The sequence below is a fragment of the Selenomonadales bacterium 4137-cl genome (assembly GCA_032334055.1).
In the GTDB taxonomy this organism is placed as follows: Bacteria; Bacillota; Negativicutes; order Sporomusales; family UBA7701; genus Anaeroselena; species Anaeroselena agilis.
On sequence record JAUOZS010000001.1, the window covers coordinates 3,778,106 to 3,795,882 of the forward strand.

Below are 17,777 nucleotides of genomic sequence, written 5' to 3' on the forward strand. Positions count from 1 at the left end.
ATCAACTAATCCACCGGAGCCCTGCGGTTTTTCCCGCAGGGCTCCGAGCTTATATCGGGCGGTTAACCTATCCAATACCAGTTGACGAACATGATAGTACAGAGGGAAAGCAACAGGGCGTTTACAACCAGAAAACAGGTGAACAGCGCTTTTGGCATGCCGGCGTAGAAGACATAGAGCGGGAAGACTACGAGCAGGAAGCGGGACATGCTATACAACGGGAGAAAAGAGGAGGTGGAGAACAGCGGAATGAGAAACCACAACCATCCGATCAGCAGATAAGAGCCCGGAATGTGCCGGCTGAAAATTGTCGCATAGCTTAAGCCTGCGAAGCCGGCAAGGACCAGAAAGGCGTCGAGGGAAATCCCGGCCTGGGTATTGGGCCAAAAGGACCCCAACAGCCCAAGGTTTCGGATATAGCTTTCCGGTGGCCAGGCGAAATAACGCCCCCACGCCTGCTGCGAGTGCACGAAAGCAAGGGAATCGCCACAGAAGAAAGCATTGAAGCCCATATACCCCAGCAAGGCGGCCGGCGCCAGGAAGGGCGACAATAGCTCCCAGGTCGGCCGTCCGACGACCTTGCGGCTTAAGTATAACTCGTAAGCCACGAAGAAAAAGAGGAATACGCCGAGGTTGCGGGTAAGCGTGGCCAAAGCAGCGCAGCTTCCGGCGGACCACCAATCCCCGCGGCGCGCGAAATAAACGCAGGCGAGGGCAAAGGTCAGGAAAATTGGCTCGGTATAAACACTGTTCAGGAAAAAGGATGTTGGCATTACCGCGTAGGCCAAAAGAGCCTTATCGGTAAACCTATCCGAAAAATCCTGACGGAAGGCGGCATGCATAACCGCAAAACTCAGCAAAGTGAACAGGTTGCAAACTAGTAGCCCGGCTACGGCATGACTAAGCCCCAAGCAGGCGACAATACGGATGAAGACGATGAGTACGGGAAAAAAGACCACGCTTTTCGCATCGTAACCTTGGGCGGCAATATAGGTGTACCAATGAGCGTCCCATTTGAGAAACAGGTTGGCCAGCGGCGGTGTATCGCCGAGATAGGGATTCACGAACCCCGCCGGTGAATGTGAGGGGAAGGCGTCTGACAGCCAGGCCGAAAGCAGCACTATCGCCGAATGCAACAAAAATGGGCGCCAAACCCTCCCTATGAATAGGAAAAGAGTCCTCGCGGCAGACACAGCCTCCATTTACGGGGTTTCGCCCGCGTATTCGCGGGTTACGACGAAGTCGGGGCGTGTTTCAGGACGCCCCCAGGTCCAGCGATCGTTAGCGGTGAAGCTCCACCAGGTCGCCAGTACAATGCCGACAAGCTGACCAGCGACGGGATTCCACCCGTTTATGTGGAATGTGTGGGCAAAGGCGGCCGTAATAGCGATACTGAGAGCCGAAACAAAGGCAAACTGGATAAACTGTTTCCAGCGACGCCAAAAGGCCGGCTTCCTTTCCATCCTCCAGGTGATGCTGTCATTCCAGAAAAAATTATGCACCATTGCGACAAAGGATGCAACCACTGAGGCAAAAGCTACGTCAAAGGAGAAGAAATTCAACAAAAGCGTCAGCGCCAAAAGGTTGACGGGTACTCCGGCGGCGCCGATCAGACAGAAGGTGAAAAAGCGGGCTTCTTCGGGACTGTGCCGCGCGAGGCGCACGATATGGCGCAGATAGTCGTACTGATCTTTCCAGGTCATTTTAGATGCGCCGCTGTCACGGGCCACGAAGGTGTAGGGAATCTCATGGACGGAGCGGTAAGCGCCCTTTACGAGCACCTCCATGAGGATCTTCCAGCCGATGGGGTCAAGCCTGGCTTGTGCAATAACGCTGCGGTGAAGGCCAAAGAAACCGCTTGTGCAGTCGGAAATAGCCCGTAATCGCTGTATCGACAGGCGGCCGATCACGCGTGCCGTCCAGGAAACGAGTTTGCGGAAGGCATTAAGGCCGCCGTCCGAGCCACCGCCGATAAATCGGCTGGGGATAACCACCTCCGCGCGGGCCAGACGTTTCATTATCACCGGTAAGAGTTCCGGTGGATGCTGCAAGTCGGCGTCCATTACAACGATATAATTGCCCCTGGCCAGCGAGAATCCTTTTACCACTGCGGAAGCCAGCCCTCTTTCGCTGCTGCGGTGAGTGAATCTGACTTGAGGATACTGTGCCTGGAGCATCTCCAGGATAGCCGGGGTATCATCGCGGCTGTCATCGACAAATAAAAGCTCATATGAATAGCCGCATCCCGTCAGAACCGCGGTAACCCTCTCCGTAAGCGTCCGGACATTCTCCCGCTCATTGTAAGTCGGCACAATTATGCTCAGGTCCATGCGCATGCTTCCTTTCGGCCCCTAATGGCTTTTTTTTCTAGGCATGACTCTTTATTAGTATGGACTGTTTACCGGCAGGTACACGCCGCGCCTAAAGGAAAATAGAGCCAGCAACATGTACAGCACCCGCAGGAATCCCGCGCCCCTTACCGAATTAATCAATGATGAAGAATGGTGGTGATTACAATGATCATATCCAAGGAAAGCAAACAGATTATCCAGCTTGACGACAAATCCACGCGGAGGGTGCTTGTCCATGGGCCTTCACTTATGTTGGTAGAATTTGCTTTTAAAAAAGGCGGCGTAGGCAAAATACATAAGCATGAATCCCACGAGCAGGTTGGCTATGTGGCCCGGGGAAGTTTTGAAATCACTGTAGGCGGTGAAACGAAAATCGCCCGTGAGGGAGACTGTTACTACGCTGACTGCAACGTGCCCCACGGCGTGGTTGCGCTTGAGGATGACTCTGTCTTGATCGACACCTTCACCCCGATCAGGGAAGATTTTTTGCCGCAATAAACCGCTGGGCGCCATTTTCAGGCAATAGCTGGGTTAATATTTGTCAAGCCCCGGTGCGTCAGAGGTGGCGAAAGGGCACAAGCACATTAAGAACGGAATCCCCAAGGCATCTGCCTTGGGGATTCCGCGTATAAAGCGTATGCAATTTCGCGCACGGCAATACGCGATTCAAATGGTGTTAATCAGGGCATACATAGCCAACAGCGTATGCATTATTGCCTATATCATTGCGGCCGGTAGGGATCTCCGCTTTCTTTATAACACGCAATTTTCACAACTTTGCGAATTGGCATATTTCTTGCGTTGGTAGTTATCAGATGAATGAGAACCGTTTTGAACGGAGGTCAACCATGAAAGACAATAGCCAAATTTGCAACGAAATCGAACTATTTTGGGACGGATACGAGTATATCGTTCTTTCTGAAGCTTCCCCGGAGATGAGCCCGGATGAGCGGATAACTTCTGCCTGTTAGATAACCGGGTTCCTGCGTTTTCGCTGGGCCTTGATAATGGCGTCGACGACGGCCTCCACTGTCTCGGCCGACACGCCATGGGCGAGAGCCTTTTTGGTAAGCTACAGGAATGGCATGCTCTCGGATTTTGCTAACAACGCTATGACCTCCGGATCGAGGTTAGGCAGACAGTCGGTCGGTAGTTGGGCCTCGCTGACGCGGAAATAATCGGCGTTAATCCCGAGAGCATCCGCCAGACTGCCGATAACTCGGGACGAGACCTCTGTTTTTCGACCGTTTTCAATGTTGGTGATATATGAACGGGAAACGCCGGACCGTTGCGACAGCTCCTCAACGGTCAAGTCGCGCAGCTTTCGCAAGGAACGAAGCTTTGCACCGATATCCACCTTTATCCACCTCCACGCATATAACATTATACCGTATTATATCCAACGTTTCCAGTAGAGTTTTCGAGCGGCTTAGAGCCCAACGCTGAGGGGGCGACCTGGATTCCAAGGGAATATTTTCACAAATACCGTTGACAGTGTTTCTAAAAGAAACTATAATCGAATCAGATATTACAGCGAAAAGCATTTTTTTTGCGCATTTGTGTTTCCCAAAGAAACCATGCGGGCCTTTTGTTTCTAGGGAGGGATACGGTTGAGCGGGTCACGGATAAGAGAACTAATGCGGCGAAGGAGCCTCAATATTACTGAACTCGCCAAACTGGTGGATGTGGAAAGATCTCATATATCCAACATCCTGGCTGGACGCAAGAAACCGTCCATCGATCTTGCGCTCAGGTTGTCGCGTGTTTTGGGGGTCACTGTCAACGAACTTATGCGGAAAGATGGGTTCCGAACTTTCGGACCAAGGCCGAGACGATAAGTAAGATAAAAGAGACCGCCGATGTGCCCGTTGCTCCGGCCGGAGCGTAGGAGAGGCGGGAGGGAATTGGGGCTCTAAAGGAGAGCATCTGTAAAAAAGCCCGAATCGTGCGTTTGTCGCACGCGGCGTGCGGAGGGAGCATGACTGCTTGATTCGTTTTTACCCCTCGTGATTCCCTGGGAAACGTTTTGCCAAGAAGGTCGACGGATGAGACCTTAATGGATAAGCCGAAGAAAGTAAAAAGGAGGTAAGTCTATGGAGACTACATCGGTTCCCAAAGAGCAACTCGCCCCGATGGCGAAAATGACCGAAGCCGAAGAAAAGTTTGACAGACGGCGCAAAACTATCGGCTGGTTCCTCGGCCCAGTCCTTGGGCTATTGGTATTCTTCATCCCGATTGAGGGGCTGAAGCCGGCCGGCCACACGCTGATGGCGATCATGACCTTTGTCGCTACGTGGTGGATATGCGAGCCTGTTCCCATCCCCGTGACATCGCTTATCGGCCCTGTCCTCGCCGTGCTGTGCGGGGTGACATCCGCCGGCGCCGCCTTTGCCCCCTTCGCCAATCCGCTCATCTACCTATTTATGGGCAGCTTCATGTTGGCTACAGGCATGATGAGCCACGGCCTTGACAAACGCTTCGCCTACGCCATTCTTTCAATGAATTGGGTAGGGTCGAGCCCGACCCGGATTTTGTTGGCCGTAGGTCTGGTTACCGCCCTTCTCTCCGGCTGGGTAAGCAACACAGCCACCACCGCCATGATGTATCCCATTTCGCTGGGCCTGCTCATGGCCATCAAGGATATGTACAAAGCCAATGGTGAGGACCTTGACCTCAGCACGTACAAATACGCCACCGGCCTAATGCTGATGACCGCCTATGCTGCTTCGGTCGGCGGCGTGCTAACCCCGGTGGGTACCCCGCCAAACATTATCATGATGGGCTTCCTTGACAAACTCGCTGGCATCAAGATTACCTTCTTTCAGTGGATGATCTGGGGATCAATCGCGATGGTCGTATACTTCGTCCTAATGTTCGTCGTCCTCAGGCAGATGTTCCCGGCCGGCATTTCGGAAATACCCGGCGCTAAAGAGCTTATCACCAGTAAGCGCAAGGGTCTCGGACCCCTGAAGACTGGCGAACGCAACGCCATCATAGCCTTCGCCCTTGCCGTTATCCTATGGGTGCTGCCCGGCATTCTGACCATCTTCTATGGGCCCGGCGCCCCCATTATAAAAGCCTACGGCAAGCTCTTCCCTGAAGCGGTTGTCGCCATGATGGCCGGTTTGCTGCTCTTCATCATGCCGACCAACTGGGAGAAGCGCGAGTTTACCCTGCAGTGGAAAGACGCCGTCAAGGGCATCGACTGGGGTACACTGATCCTGTTTGGCGGCGGCTTGTCGCTGGGCGCGATGATGTACACCACCGGTCTGTCGAAGTGGATCGGCGATGCAATCGTTAAAGCTACCGGCGCTAATTCCCAAGTTGCGATAATAGCCGTGTTCTCGGTGATGTCGCTCTTGATGTCCGAGCTGACCTCACACACCGCGGCCACCAACATGGTCGGCCCACTTGGCATCACCGTAGCGATGTCCGCCGGCCTAAGCCCCATCCCGGTGGCGGTAGCCATCGCCCTGGCGTCTTCTCTCGGCTTCATGTTGCCGGTGTCGACTCCGCCGAACGCCATCGTGTACGCCAGCGGTATGATCCCCATCACCAAGATGATCAGGTCGGGCGTCCTAATCGACGCGATCGGCCTGGCTGTAATTACAATCCCGCTGGTAATCTACGTTGTTCAGGCAGTGGTAAAGTAAGGTGGAATAATGTTCCGGCACAGCTTCGCCTGTGCCGGAACATTCACTCTCGGCGCCATGACGATTTTCAGAATGGGACCGTCAGCTGCCAAACACGCTGCTGATCATGTCTATAGACATGACAGTGGTTTTGTTGTTTTAATGCCCAAGCCTGACTATCCGCATGAGGAAAAGTAATACGCGACACAGGTGATAAAAACGCTGCTTGCCGCCGCTTGCAGCTAAATGGGGCAAAAAAAAGACCGCTTTACGCGGTCATAATAGGGTAGGTTATCCTTAACGGATAATCCTCCCTATGTGGGGAGCTTGCGGAAGAGTCCGGTAAGCCGGCGAAAAAAGCCGGGAGGTTGCACTGGAAACAGCAGGAAATCTCCTGTGTAGGCAAGAAAACATACAAAAAATTATTGTTGAGGGTAAACATCGGCTAAAACCGCTAGTCTGGGCTCTTTTCCAAAGAAAATGATTTCCAACAGAAACGTGCTTGCGCACGTGCGATACTTTGGGCTGCCGAGGAAGGCCTTGCATTCCCCGGAAGCCCTGGCAAACCCGGCTAGCCGGCTTCAGAAGCGCACCACCTCCAAAGGGCAGCACTAGCCTCGGTCGGTTTGCCACGGTCCCCGGCCGGATTTAGCGGCGCGGAACGAAACTGGATCGGGCACCAACTGTTTATATTGCAAGAAGCGTGCCAAAAACCACGTGCTAGTGCTACGCGGTTTTTGATACGCTTTGCCCGCCGAATTTGGCAATTATGCCTAATCAGCCCCTGGCTCCTTTAATGATTTCTTTGGAAACATTAAGTAATAAGCACGCGTGAGCACATAAGCAAAAATGCATACTGAGAAAGCGTTTTTGCATACGAGTGGGGGATAAAATGCAACATCTTGAGGCAGAGGAAGAAAACAAACTGTTGTGGAAGATAATCGATTCTTCTTATGACGGGATATTTTTAACCGACGGAGACTGCAACGTCGTCTATTGCAATGAAGCTTATCTTAAAATATCAGGGCTCGACAAGGAGATGCTCAAAGGGAGGAACCTCGGCGAACTTGTCAAGGCAGGGGAGATTCCCGACGCCTGTTCTCCCGATGTTGTCAAGACCCGAAAGCCAATGACCAAGGTCATCGACTATTACCACGGCGTTTCCGCGCTGGTGACGAGCATCCCCGTCTTTGGCGACGACGGCAGTCTGCTCAGGGTATTTTCCAACGTCCGCGATATCACCGAGCTCGTAAGCATCCGAGAGCAGCTCAAGAGTAGCACCGACCTCAACGAAGAATACCGGCGGCTCTTGTGGCAGGCTGAAATGACCGGCCGTGACGGCAGTTTCATCGTGGCCAGCCCGGTAATGGAAAACATCTTCAAGCTGGCGGCACGGATAGCCCAGGTTTCTTCCCCTGTGCTTATCCAGGGAGAGTCGGGCGTGGGCAAGGATGTACTCGCCAGGTACATCCATGATTGCGGCGAAGAGGCGGATAAAAGACCGTTCGTCCAAATTAACTGCAGCGCCATCCCGGAAACGCTGCTTGAGTCGGAGTTGTTCGGCTATGAAGCCGGCGCCTTCACCGGAGCGTCGAAAAAAGGCAAAGTGGGTCTGATCGAGCTAGCCAACAACGGTACCCTGTTCCTTGACGAGATCGGTGAAATGCCCATGTCCCTACAGGTTAAGCTGCTCGATGTTTTGCAGACCGGCAGGATGTTCCGCCTCGGCGGCACGAAGACGGTTGAGACGAAGGTGCGGATCATCGCCGCGACGAACACCAACCTGGAAAAAATGATCGAGGAAGGGCGCTTCCGTCGTGACCTGTTCTACCGTCTGAATGTCATTCCGATTTACATCCCGCCGCTACGCGAACGTCGCGAGGATCTCGTGCCAATGATCCTTAATTTCCTTGACCAGAATAATCGCAAGTATAACATGAAGAAAAAAATTTCCCCTAAGGTCGTCGATATCCTGACCCATTACGCCTGGCCCGGCAATGTTCGGGAGCTCCGCAACATCATCGAACACATGACCGTTCTCGCCGAAAGAGACACCATCGATGAAAAATACGTTCCCCTAAACGTAGCGAGAGCCGCACTCACGCCCTTGTTCATCGAAACTCCCGACTACTTCTCCTCCTTCAATCTGCAGGAGATAAACGAAGTCGTCGAAAAAGCGGTAATTGAAAAGGCGCTCGCCACCTTCGGATCGATGCGCAACACGGCCAGCCATCTCGGAATCGACTTATCGACCCTGGTTCGCAAAAAACGGAAATACAATTTATAACCATAAAACCAAAAAGGTCCCGCGGGAGCGGGGCCTTTTATTAGGGGCGTTACCACGTTGTGTTCCCGGTCGTTTAAGGAGCGGAGACGCGCATGCCTTAGGTGGAAAGATTATATCCGCCGCGGCGCGAAACCCGAGCCGCAGGAAAGACCGGCCTCCTTGAGGAGGCCGGTTTCGGCCCGCAATACCTACCAGCCCTCCCGGGCGGGCTTCTTGACCGTGCGCACAAAAAAGTACGGCGGCGAATCAGCGAGCCAGTCGCGCATCGTCTTTTCATTGAGAGCGCGGTAGTGGCTCACCTCAAAAATGCAGTGCATAATCATCCGGTCCGGCCCGCGGGACTGCGACGTTATCCTGAAGCCTCCGACATCGGACACCTTTCCGTCCAGCCGCTGCTCGAGCCACTGCTGTACGTCAGTCCCCCCCAACGCCAGGAGCTCGGGATATTCCAGCGTGATCATGAACTTGCACTTCACTGTTTTCCTCCTCCATCCGCAAAACCAATACAAACAAAAAGAAAGCTGCGTTGACAGCCTCCTCCAAGAAACACTCACTATTTCGCAATCTCTAATTCATTATAAATTATTAGGATAAAAATGGCAATACAGTAGTGGAAATATAATCACATATCGGTCCTGAAAAATCCCGAAACTCCTCCGTTGCAAGGGCGGGTCGCTGGTAGGCGATAATTGACACCTTTGCGAGCAAGGAGGTAAAATGAAAATGATTTTTACAATGTGATAACCCAAGAGAGAGGGGTAATATTATGGAGAACGGACGAATATTCATCGCCGGCGCCGGGCAGATGGGCGCGGGTATCGCCCAGGTAGCGCTGCAGGCGGGCTACCGTGTCTGTCTCTACGATGTGCGGGAAAGCATCACGAATAAAGCGGCCGAGAAGATCGCCGACGGCTTGCGTAAAGGGGTAGACAAGGGCCGGTTGACGGCGGCCGACAAAGATGCCTGCATCGAGAGGCTGACAATCACCACCGCTTTGGAAAAAGCAGCGGACGCCGGGCTGGTAATTGAAGCGATCAGCGAGGACGCCGCCGCCAAGAAACAGCTATTTGGCAGGCTTGACACGCTTTGTAGCCCGGAAACCGTTTTTGCCAGCAATACGTCGTCGATCTCCATAACCGAACTCGCCTCCGCCACCACGCGCCCTGAACGCTTTATCGGCATGCACTTCTTCAACCCTGTGCCGGTGATGAAGTTGCTTGAGATAACCAAGGGTCTGCGCACCACCGAGAACACGTTGAATCTCGCCCTGACCACCGGCGAAAAACTGGGCAAAGTGACTGTCGTAGCTAAGGACGTACCCGGGTTTGTCGTCAACCGCATTCTCGATCCGATGCTTAACGAAGCCATCGGCATGCTCGACGAAGGCGTCGCTTCGGCCGAAGACATCGATAAGGCGATGGTCAACGGCTGCAACCACCCCATGGGCCCGCTGGCTCTCACCGACATGATCGGCCTCGATGTCCTGCTGGCGATAATGGAGGTTCTGTATCGTGAATACGGCGACCCCAAATACCGCCCCGCGCCGCTGCTCCGGAAAATGGTGCGGGCCGGCTATCTCGGGCGCAAGAGCGGCCGCGGGTTCTACCAATACTGACCAAGGGATGCCGGACAGAAGTGTCCGCCGCAGCCAAGATGCCAAAAAGGGAAGAGGGGGGGGCAGCAATGAAAAAAACCGGCAGGAATATAGACACGAAGTTTTATGTACAGTCGATCGCCCGTGCTTTCGCCATCATCGAGGTAATCAGCGAGGCTAACGACCACGGCCTGAGCTTGAGCGAGATCGCCGAGAAGATAGACCTACCCATCAGCACCGTTTACCGTATCGTCCAGAACCTCATTGCCTGGCGGCACCTGGCGGAAAAGGACAACGGCAACTACACCCTCGGCTTTGCCTACCTGACCTACGGCAACATCGTCAAGCGCGACCTCGTCCTGACCAACTACGCCCGCAAATACATGGAAGAGCTTAACCAGAAAACCAGGGAAACCATCTATCTAGCCATCCTCGACAGGACAGCAGGCGACATCATCTATATAGACAAACTCGAAAGCCACCGCAACATCAAGCTTGCCGCGGGGGTCGGAACGCACAATTACATCCACTCCACCGCCAATGGCAAATGCCTCGTTTCCAGGCTGGGCAGCGATAAACTCCGCGAATTGATTGGGGTCAGGGGAATGCCTGCGCTTACGCCCGCCACCATAACCGATTTGGCCAAGTTCGGCGAAGAGATAAAAAGAGTGCGGGAAACAGGCTTTGCGCTCGACGACCTCGAGAACGAACCCGGAGTGCGGTGCGTGGCAGCGCCCATCCTCGATTATACCGGCAACGTCGTCGCCGCTGTCAGCATCTCGGGTGTTGAAGCCAACATGTCCCTCGACACTCTTGTTGCAGAATACAGCGCATTGGTTCGTGAGGCCGCCCTAAACATATCCCGGCAGATGGGCTACGACATTAGCGGCCAATAACGGGCCGACGGCTGAACGTAATAGGATGTGGCGGTGCTGCGCCACATCCTTTCCTCGTTTCCCGGTCACAGCCAGTCCGGCTTCTCGCCGGCGGTTGGCCGGCGGCCGTAGAAGTAGTCGTCGAGATGAACCATCGCCCTCCTGGCCAGCGACGACTGCCGGAGGCTATAGCGAAACAGACGGTGGAGCAGGGTGTCGGGTTTGCTGTAGGGGCAGACGTTCATGCACACCGCGCAGTCCGTGCCGACCCTGCACCAGAACTCGTAGCAGCGCGCCTGATCTATTCGCCACTTGCTCACGCCGTTGTGCTCCGCCCTGCCCCCATAGGGGATGGCCTGGGCCGGGCAACTGCGGGCGCACTTCTCGCATGCGCTGCACGCATCCTGTACGCCTAAGGCGGTCGGCACATCAGCGATCAGCGGCAGATCGGTGGTCACTACCCCCAGCCTGACCCGCGGGCCGTAGTCTCTGGTAATCACAATGCCCATCCGGCCGAGCTCGCCGACACCGGCGTCATGCGCCACCAACGGCGCGCAGACCAGATAGCTGCCGTCCATGTGGTTGCGGGCGTCATAGCCCAGCTCGCGGAGGAAATAGGCCAGCACCATGCCGATTTTGGCGGCTTCGATGTACTGTCGGCATGACTCCATCACGACCGGCGCCAGCGGGGCGTTCCGCACCAACCCCCAGTCCATCTCCACCGCGAACACGACCGCAAACTTATGGGCGCTGGCTACCTCTTCCCCATAGTTTTCGGGGTGGCGTCCCCGGTGGGAATAAAAATGGTAAGGCCGCAGCGCGGCGACACCGACGACCTTGGCGCCGTGGTACCTTGCCAGGCCCTTGAGCATGGCCGTCATTTCCTCCGGTGCCGATGCCTGCTTATTGTCCGCCGCCTGGCCTTCAGCCAGTGGGCGCATATCGGCCAGAAAGCGGAACCCCGAGCCGGCGATACCGGCATGAATAGGCTGGTAGGTAGCTGCTCCCGGGCTGCAAAGCCCGGGAAGCGCGCGGATGCGGTCATCCTGCTCCCGGTTCTCCGGGCGGCGGGAATAGTAATCGTGATAATGCGCCGTGCCGTCCCGGTAGCCGGCGCGGGCGAACATGACATCCCGCTCGTCGAGGCGCGGCATATCCGCGGGGAGCGCCGCCCGGCCGGCGGTACCGGCAGGCAGGAAAAAAGCCATTACAACGGCCGCCGCGGCTGCCTCGGCAATTGCCAAAACCGCCAGTTTGTACGGATAATCGGCCGCGAGCGCCCCGGCCCACAAGGCGAGCAATATCGCCCCGGTCGCCAAAACCCGTGGCAGCCGGCGCGTTTCCCGCTCCCGGTAAAGCGTCGCGGCCAGCCAGGCGAACAGAACAGCCGCCACGGACGCCAGCACCCAGCCGGCGGTTATCGCCATCGTCAACATCGCCAAATCCCCCCGTTTCCCGGCCCGCTACACGACTCGCTAAAGGGCGGTCCCAAGCATAGTTTCCAACGTTCCTAGCACTAGGCGCCCCGCGCTGCTGATTATCGTACCCTGCTTGGTTTTGCCGGTCTCAATCAGGTGATGGCTTTCCAGGTGCTTGATAATCGTGCGGAGCCGGCCGTCGCTTATATCGATGCCTTGGCTTTGCAACAAAAGCAGCATTTTATTACGGCCGAGCACTTTGCTGCCGGCTGTATTTTTCTGAAAAATGGCCAGTACACGAAAAATAAGCGGTAAATCAAATTGCAGGGCCAGTTCCTGCAGGATATCCCGGGCGGTCTGCGGCAGGACGTTTTGGCAGGTCGCAGCTATTCTTATGTCATCGGGAAGGTCCTCCACCGATATAAGGTCCTTGTTGCTCTGCAGGGCGAGATAACTAGCCAGATTTTTCAGCTCACGCACATTTCCGGGCCACTGATAATCCATCAGCAGGCGGTATGCTTCCTCGGTTATAGGCTTGTTGATCCCGGCCGTCCGTAAAAAGTGGTGCAGCAAATGTCCCAGGCATCCCTTGCGTTCCCGTAGCGGGGGAATGTTTAACGGAAAAACGTTTAACCGATAATACAAATCTTCGCGGAAAAGGCCCTGGCTGATAAGTTCTTTTAAGCTCTTGTTAGTTGCAACAATAACGCGGGTATTAACGGGAATAACCTTCGTATCGCCCAGGCGCATCAGTTCTTTTGCTTCCAGGACCCGAAGAAGGCGGGACTGAATCCAGGTCGAGGAATTGCCGATTTCATCAAGGAAAATAGTCCCGTTGTGGGCTAACTCAAACAGACCCTTTTTCCCCGATTTCTTCGCGCCCGTAAAGGCGCCCTCCTCGTAGCCAAATAGCTCGCTTTCGATGAGGTTGTCCGGTATGGCGCCGAAGTTAACGGCTACGAAGGGGCGGTCCCGCCGCGGCGACGCGTTGTGGATCGCCTGGGCGAGCAGTTCTTTGCCGGTGCCGCTTTCCCCGGTAATAAGAACCGTCTCGTCAAACTGGGCCATCGATTCGGCACGGCCCAGCAGCTCATGCATGGAAGCCGTCTGGGCGACAATGTCCTTGAAAGCGTATTTGGCGGTATAGCCGTTGTCCTTTTTATACAGGATTTTTCTTACGCTTTCCTCCATTTTTTCGATTTCGCGAATTTCCTTAAAGGTAAAAATGCCGTTGGAGACAGTTTCGGTAGAGGGCAGAAAAGTAACAAAAAGTTTTTTGTTGTTAAAAAAGAGAATGTTGTCAGTTTCGTTTTCGCGGCGATGATATCCCCGGAACTGGTCGCCCATGACATCATAAATATTCCTGCCAAGTACGGCGGCTTTTTTCAGGCCCAGCAGCCTCTCGGCAGCGGGGTTGCATTCGGAGATATTGAAGTTCTGCACGGAAATAATGGCCTCGTTGATGTTGTTAAGGATAGACTCCAGCGACAAGCGCAGCGTCTCGGCGCAGAGGTATTGCTCGGACAGCCGCTGGTAGGCATTGACCAGCACCTTTTTGTTGTACGAAATGAATTTTTCGGTGTACCCCGGATCGAGATCAAGTTCATTTAGCATCCTGATAAAAACGGAAATCGACAACTGTCTCATGCCGACGTCGATTTTGATTTTTATGTTGTCGGGACAGATATGCAGCATTCCGGGGGAGATCGCGGTATCGATATCGCTGTCGACAGGCAGCCCGCAGTCTTGCCAGTAGGGCTTGAAATCCAGGTAATCTATGCCGATATTAATGAGGTTTTGGATAGTGTCAAGGGTGCCGGCATGGGTTTCGTTGATTACCAGCACCTTTTTCCCCCTGGGCAGCAGAAAGACCCGCTCGAAAAATAACGGCAGGGCGAGGTCGCGCTTCGCCAGGATAATTTTCTCGTGCGGGTGGGTATCGAGTATTCTTGCGTAAGATTTCTCGCCGGAAGCCAGTATCAGGTCGGGAGAACCGGAGCCCGCCAGGTTTCCTTGTTCCAAATACGAATGGATGCTGAAATTAACCGCTTTGCCGAAGATGTCCTGCAATGATTTGGCAAGGTTGGTGGCCGGCATTTTTCGCATCGACACGATCAAAACGTTTTTGGGAGCTGTGGGGTTCATAAGCTAATCCTCCGCGGCTCAAAATGCTGTAAGATCGGTATATTATAAGAAAAGCAATGTATGGAAACCTTCAAATAATATAGTATCATCATCCCGGTTGGCCGTCTACCGTTATTAGGCTATTTATTACGACTGTCAACCCAATTATGACGTCAATAAATAACCCAATAATCCGGACGGCCGTTTTGTGGTTGGCAGGGATAGGGGAGCAAAACGGCATTGCTACAGCGAATATTCGCTGTTTTCTTATTTTTCGGGCAGTTGGCACGAGTCGTGCATTATATTGAGTTGAAAGAGATGAATTAGATAAGGGAAGGGGTGGAAAGGTGGAAATTTCCGAATCCAGGGCGGAACAGGCGGGGGGAATAATATTAGGCGTTTTTTCGTTACTGCTGTATTTCGTGATTATTCCGGCGGAAATAGCCGATGTGCGCGGAATGGGCGTTTCGCCGCGGTTCATGCCGCAAGCGGTAGGCATACTGCTCTTTATCCTGGCGGTATCGTTGTTTATAAGCGGCTATCGCAAAAGAGACCGGCAGGGGCAGAAGACATATTCGCTCAGCCGGCATGAGGCCAAGCTCGTCGTAAAAAGCTTGGCGGTAGTCGCGGCGTATATCGTCGCCTTCGATATGGTGGGGTATCTGATCCCGACGATAGTGGTGCTGGGCTTGCTCATGTACATGTACGGTCAGCGCAAAAAGAAAGTGCTTTTCTCGGTTGCTTTGGGGCTGCCGGTGATGATCTACCTGTTTTTTACCAAGGTTCTGCACATGGTGCTGCCGTAAGTATGGCTGAATTGGAGGCAGAGTAATGTTCGAATTGCTGTTGGGCGGCTTTGCGACCGTGCTGTCTACTCCGTCCATTCTCATATCCCTCATAATTGGCGTGGTTCTCGGAACGGTACTGGGAGCTATACCCGGGCTGACAGCAACTATGGCGATCGCGCTGGTCATCCCGCTAACCTTTTACATGGACCCTGTCCAGTCGCTGTCAATGCTGATCGGCGCGTACAACGGCGGAACCTTCGGCGGCAGCATCTCGGCGATTCTGCTCGGTGCCCCGGGGACGCCCGCGGCGGCGGCGACGGTGGCGGACGGCTTCAAGATGGCGCTGCAGGGAAAAGGCGCCAAAGCGATCAAAATGGCGCTGTTCGCGTCGGTTTCGGGCTGCCTGTTCAGCTGCATCGTGCTGGTGCTTATCGCCGAACCGATCGCCCGGTATGCGCTGAAGTTCGGTCCGGCCGAATACACCGTCCTGATGGTCTTCTCGCTCACCATTATCGGCTCGGCGGCCGGCAAGTCGGTAATCAAAGGTTTTATCGGCGGTCTGCTTGGCCTGTTGTTCGGCATGGTCGGGCTGGATTCGATCGCTTCCGTGACCAGGTTCACCTTCGACTCGCCGAACTTGGCCAGCGGCATTGACTTGATCGTCATGCTGATCGGGTCGCTGGCGCTTTCCGAAGTGCTTGTCCAGGTCGAATCGGTGGCGCGGGGCAAGGTCGACGCACACCTGCCCCCTCCCCGTCAACCGGACGACGCGCGGCTGTCCTGGCGGGAGTATATAGCCAATATCAAAACAATCGCCCGCTCCGCCGCCATCGGCTGCGGCATCGGGGCGCTGCCCGGCCTGGGGACCACGCTGGCCGCCTACATCGGCTACGACATGGCGAAGAGAAATTCCAAGCATCCCGAGGAATTCGGCCAGGGGGCAATAGAGGGCGTGGCCGCCGCCGAGACCGCCAACAACGCGGTTTGCGGCGCCAACCTCATCCCCCTGCTGGCGTTGGGCGTTCCCGGCGACGCGATGGCGGCGATCATGATCGGCGCGTTCATGGTTCAGGGACTTACGCCGGGGCCGCTGGTATTTCGCGAAGCCCCCCAGGTCATCGCCGGCCTGTACGCAGGCTTGATTCTGTCGAACCTCCTGCTCGCCCTGTTTGTCATGACCTGCTACAAAGGCTTCACCAAGGTGTCGCAGCTTGAGACAACGGTAATTTTCCCGGTCGTGTTCGTCTTCTGCTTCATCGGCGTATACGCTCTGAACCAAAGCGTTACCGACGTGTGGATAATGCTCTTCTTCGCGGTGATCGGCTATATCATGGTCAAATTCGACTACTCGCCGGCCACGATGATGATCGGCTTTATCCTGTCGCCGCTCCTGGAGGTGAACCTCCGGCAGGCGTTGCTGATTTCGGGCAATAACCCGGCGATCTTCTTTTCGACGCCGATAACCTGGTTCTTCTGGCTGGTTACCGTTTACTCCGTCTTCACCATTATCAGAAGCAGACGGCGGAGTAGTAAACCAATATAAAAAATGGGAGGAAAAAGCATGAAAAAGACAAGGTTGACGATTATCGCTACGGTTCTGGTGTGTCTCGCCCTGGTGTTCACAGCCGGCTGCTCCGACAAAAAGGCGGCAAAGTTTCCCTCCGAGCCGATTACCATGATCGTCAATTACGGCGGCGGCGGCGGTACGGACATTTCAGCCAGGGCGTTGGCGCAGGCGGCCGAAAAGCACCTCGGCGTCCCGGTCACCGTAATCAACAAGGCCGGTGGCGTAGGAACCACGGGCATCATCGAATTGAAAAACAAAAAGCCTGACGGGTACACGATCGGCGTGGTCACATACGCGCCGTTGGCCATCGTTCCCCATCAGATGAAAGTTCCCTACACCCCGGAAGATTTTAACTATATCTGCGCCTACGGCATCTATCGTTACGGGCTGGCCGTCAAAGCAGATTCGCCGTACAAGACGGTGGACGACCTTGTCGCCGCGGCGGCGAAGAAACCTGACGGCATGCCTTACGTGGCTTCCGGATATCCCCAGCCGTTCGTTTACCAGAAAATCAGCGAATTGAAAAAAGTCAAATTCGTTCACGTCCCCACAAAATCCGGCAGCGAAACCAATACCGCCGTACTGGGCGGGCATGTCGAATCCGCCGTTGCCGTAATGTCCGACCTGATGCCGTTCGTCAAATCCAAGGAAATGCGCATCCTCGCTTCCGTTAGCTCGGCCCGCCTCGAAATCGCGCCCGATGTTCCCACCCTGAAAGAACAGGGCTATGACATCGCGATCAACTCGTATATGGGGGTCGGCGTGCCCAAGGGCGTTCCCGCCGATCGTCTGAAGGTCCTGCGGGAAGCGTTTGCCAAGGCGTTTAAAGATCCCGAGTTCCAGGCCGTCATGAAGAAAATGAACGTCCCGGCGAACTACATCCCCGGTGACGAATTCGGCAAAATCTGCGCGGAAGGTTACAAAGAATCGGCCGAAAACCTGAAAGCGATGAAGAAGAAATAACCGGCCCGCAAACGGATAATACGTTTGACCAGTCAGTACTGGAAGATGCGGCCCTGATGGCGAAAGTCCAGCCGGCGCCGGAAACCGTTTTCCCCACCCCCTCCCGCGGTTTCCGGCCGGCGGCCGCCTCGAAAATGTTGTGAATCGCAGTTATCCGGCAGGTGTGCAGGCTCGTGGA

At 54.8% G+C, this 17,777-nt stretch carries 14 protein-coding genes; 8 read left to right on the forward strand and 6 right to left on the reverse strand.

The window, feature by feature from the left end; all coding sequences use genetic code 11:
• Positions 1 to 62: 62 nt before the first annotated feature.
• Both Q4T40_19575 and Q4T40_19580 read right to left on the reverse strand, forming a co-directional pair.
• Entirely contained in the window at positions 63 to 1,202 is a 1,140-nt protein-coding gene (locus Q4T40_19575; GenBank protein MDT8903432.1) for a mannosyltransferase family protein, read from the reverse strand.
• On the reverse strand, positions 1,203 to 2,330 hold the full coding sequence (locus tag Q4T40_19580) for a glycosyltransferase family 2 protein (GenBank protein ID MDT8903433.1): 1,128 nt from the start codon (positions 2,328 to 2,330) through the stop codon (positions 1,203 to 1,205). It abuts the gene before it with no gap.
• Positions 2,331 to 2,516: 186 nt separating this feature from the next.
• Between Q4T40_19580 and Q4T40_19585 the strand changes: the two genes are divergently transcribed.
• Entirely contained in the window at positions 2,517 to 2,849 is a 333-nt protein-coding gene (locus Q4T40_19585; GenBank protein MDT8903434.1) for a cupin domain-containing protein, read from the forward strand.
• 574 nt (positions 2,850 to 3,423) lie between these two features.
• Here Q4T40_19585 and Q4T40_19590 read toward each other — a convergent pair.
• On the reverse strand, positions 3,424 to 3,708 hold the full coding sequence (locus Q4T40_19590; GenBank protein MDT8903435.1) for a helix-turn-helix transcriptional regulator: 285 nt from the start codon (positions 3,706 to 3,708) through the stop codon (positions 3,424 to 3,426).
• A 736-nt stretch (positions 3,709 to 4,444) separates the two neighbouring features.
• On the opposite strand from Q4T40_19590, the gene Q4T40_19595 reads away from it, so the two are divergent.
• Both Q4T40_19595 and Q4T40_19600 read left to right on the forward strand, forming a co-directional pair.
• The gene (locus Q4T40_19595) at positions 4,445 to 6,004 is read left to right on the forward strand and encodes a DASS family sodium-coupled anion symporter (protein MDT8903436.1); all 1,560 of its coding nucleotides are present in this window, start codon (positions 4,445 to 4,447) and stop codon (positions 6,002 to 6,004) included.
• A gap of 871 nt (positions 6,005 to 6,875) precedes the next feature.
• Positions 6,876 to 8,270 (forward strand): sigma 54-interacting transcriptional regulator, encoded by a 1,395-nt coding sequence (locus Q4T40_19600; protein MDT8903437.1) that lies wholly within the window; start codon positions 6,876 to 6,878, stop codon positions 8,268 to 8,270.
• A 188-nt stretch (positions 8,271 to 8,458) separates the two neighbouring features.
• Here Q4T40_19600 and Q4T40_19605 read toward each other — a convergent pair whose 3' ends face one another.
• Positions 8,459 to 8,746 (reverse strand): hypothetical protein, encoded by a 288-nt coding sequence (locus Q4T40_19605; protein ID MDT8903438.1) that lies wholly within the window; start codon positions 8,744 to 8,746, stop codon positions 8,459 to 8,461.
• Positions 8,747 to 9,036: 290 nt separating this feature from the next.
• On the opposite strand from Q4T40_19605, the gene Q4T40_19610 reads away from it, so the two are divergent.
• Both Q4T40_19610 and Q4T40_19615 read left to right on the forward strand, forming a co-directional pair.
• Positions 9,037 to 9,885 carry a 3-hydroxybutyryl-CoA dehydrogenase gene (locus Q4T40_19610; protein ID MDT8903439.1) on the forward strand — a complete coding sequence of 283 codons (849 nt, stop codon included), beginning with the start codon at positions 9,037 to 9,039 and terminating at the stop codon, positions 9,883 to 9,885.
• A gap of 68 nt (positions 9,886 to 9,953) precedes the next feature.
• Complete coding sequence (locus Q4T40_19615) at positions 9,954 to 10,760, forward strand: IclR family transcriptional regulator (protein MDT8903440.1); 807 nt, start codon at positions 9,954 to 9,956, stop codon at positions 10,758 to 10,760.
• Positions 10,761 to 10,825: 65 nt separating this feature from the next.
• On the opposite strand, the gene Q4T40_19620 is transcribed toward Q4T40_19615, so the two are convergent.
• Both Q4T40_19620 and Q4T40_19625 read right to left on the reverse strand, forming a co-directional pair.
• Entirely contained in the window at positions 10,826 to 12,175 is a 1,350-nt protein-coding gene (locus Q4T40_19620; protein MDT8903441.1) for a reductive dehalogenase domain-containing protein, read from the reverse strand.
• A gap of 39 nt (positions 12,176 to 12,214) precedes the next feature.
• Positions 12,215 to 14,302 (reverse strand): sigma 54-interacting transcriptional regulator, encoded by a 2,088-nt coding sequence (locus Q4T40_19625; protein ID MDT8903442.1) that lies wholly within the window; start codon positions 14,300 to 14,302, stop codon positions 12,215 to 12,217.
• A gap of 326 nt (positions 14,303 to 14,628) precedes the next feature.
• On the opposite strand from Q4T40_19625, the gene Q4T40_19630 reads away from it, so the two are divergent.
• Genes Q4T40_19630 through Q4T40_19640 form a run of 3 tightly spaced genes read left to right on the forward strand, consistent with a single transcriptional unit; the run spans position 14,629 to position 17,599 of the window.
• The gene (locus tag Q4T40_19630; protein MDT8903443.1) at positions 14,629 to 15,087 is read left to right on the forward strand and encodes a tripartite tricarboxylate transporter TctB family protein; all 459 of its coding nucleotides are present in this window, start codon (positions 14,629 to 14,631) and stop codon (positions 15,085 to 15,087) included.
• Positions 15,088 to 15,112: 25 nt separating this feature from the next.
• On the forward strand, positions 15,113 to 16,612 hold the full coding sequence (locus tag Q4T40_19635) for a tripartite tricarboxylate transporter permease (protein MDT8903444.1): 1,500 nt from the start codon (positions 15,113 to 15,115) through the stop codon (positions 16,610 to 16,612).
• Between the two features lie 18 nt (positions 16,613 to 16,630).
• On the forward strand, positions 16,631 to 17,599 hold the full coding sequence (locus Q4T40_19640) for a tripartite tricarboxylate transporter substrate binding protein (protein MDT8903445.1): 969 nt from the start codon (positions 16,631 to 16,633) through the stop codon (positions 17,597 to 17,599).
• The last annotated feature ends 178 nt before the right edge of the window (positions 17,600 to 17,777 follow it).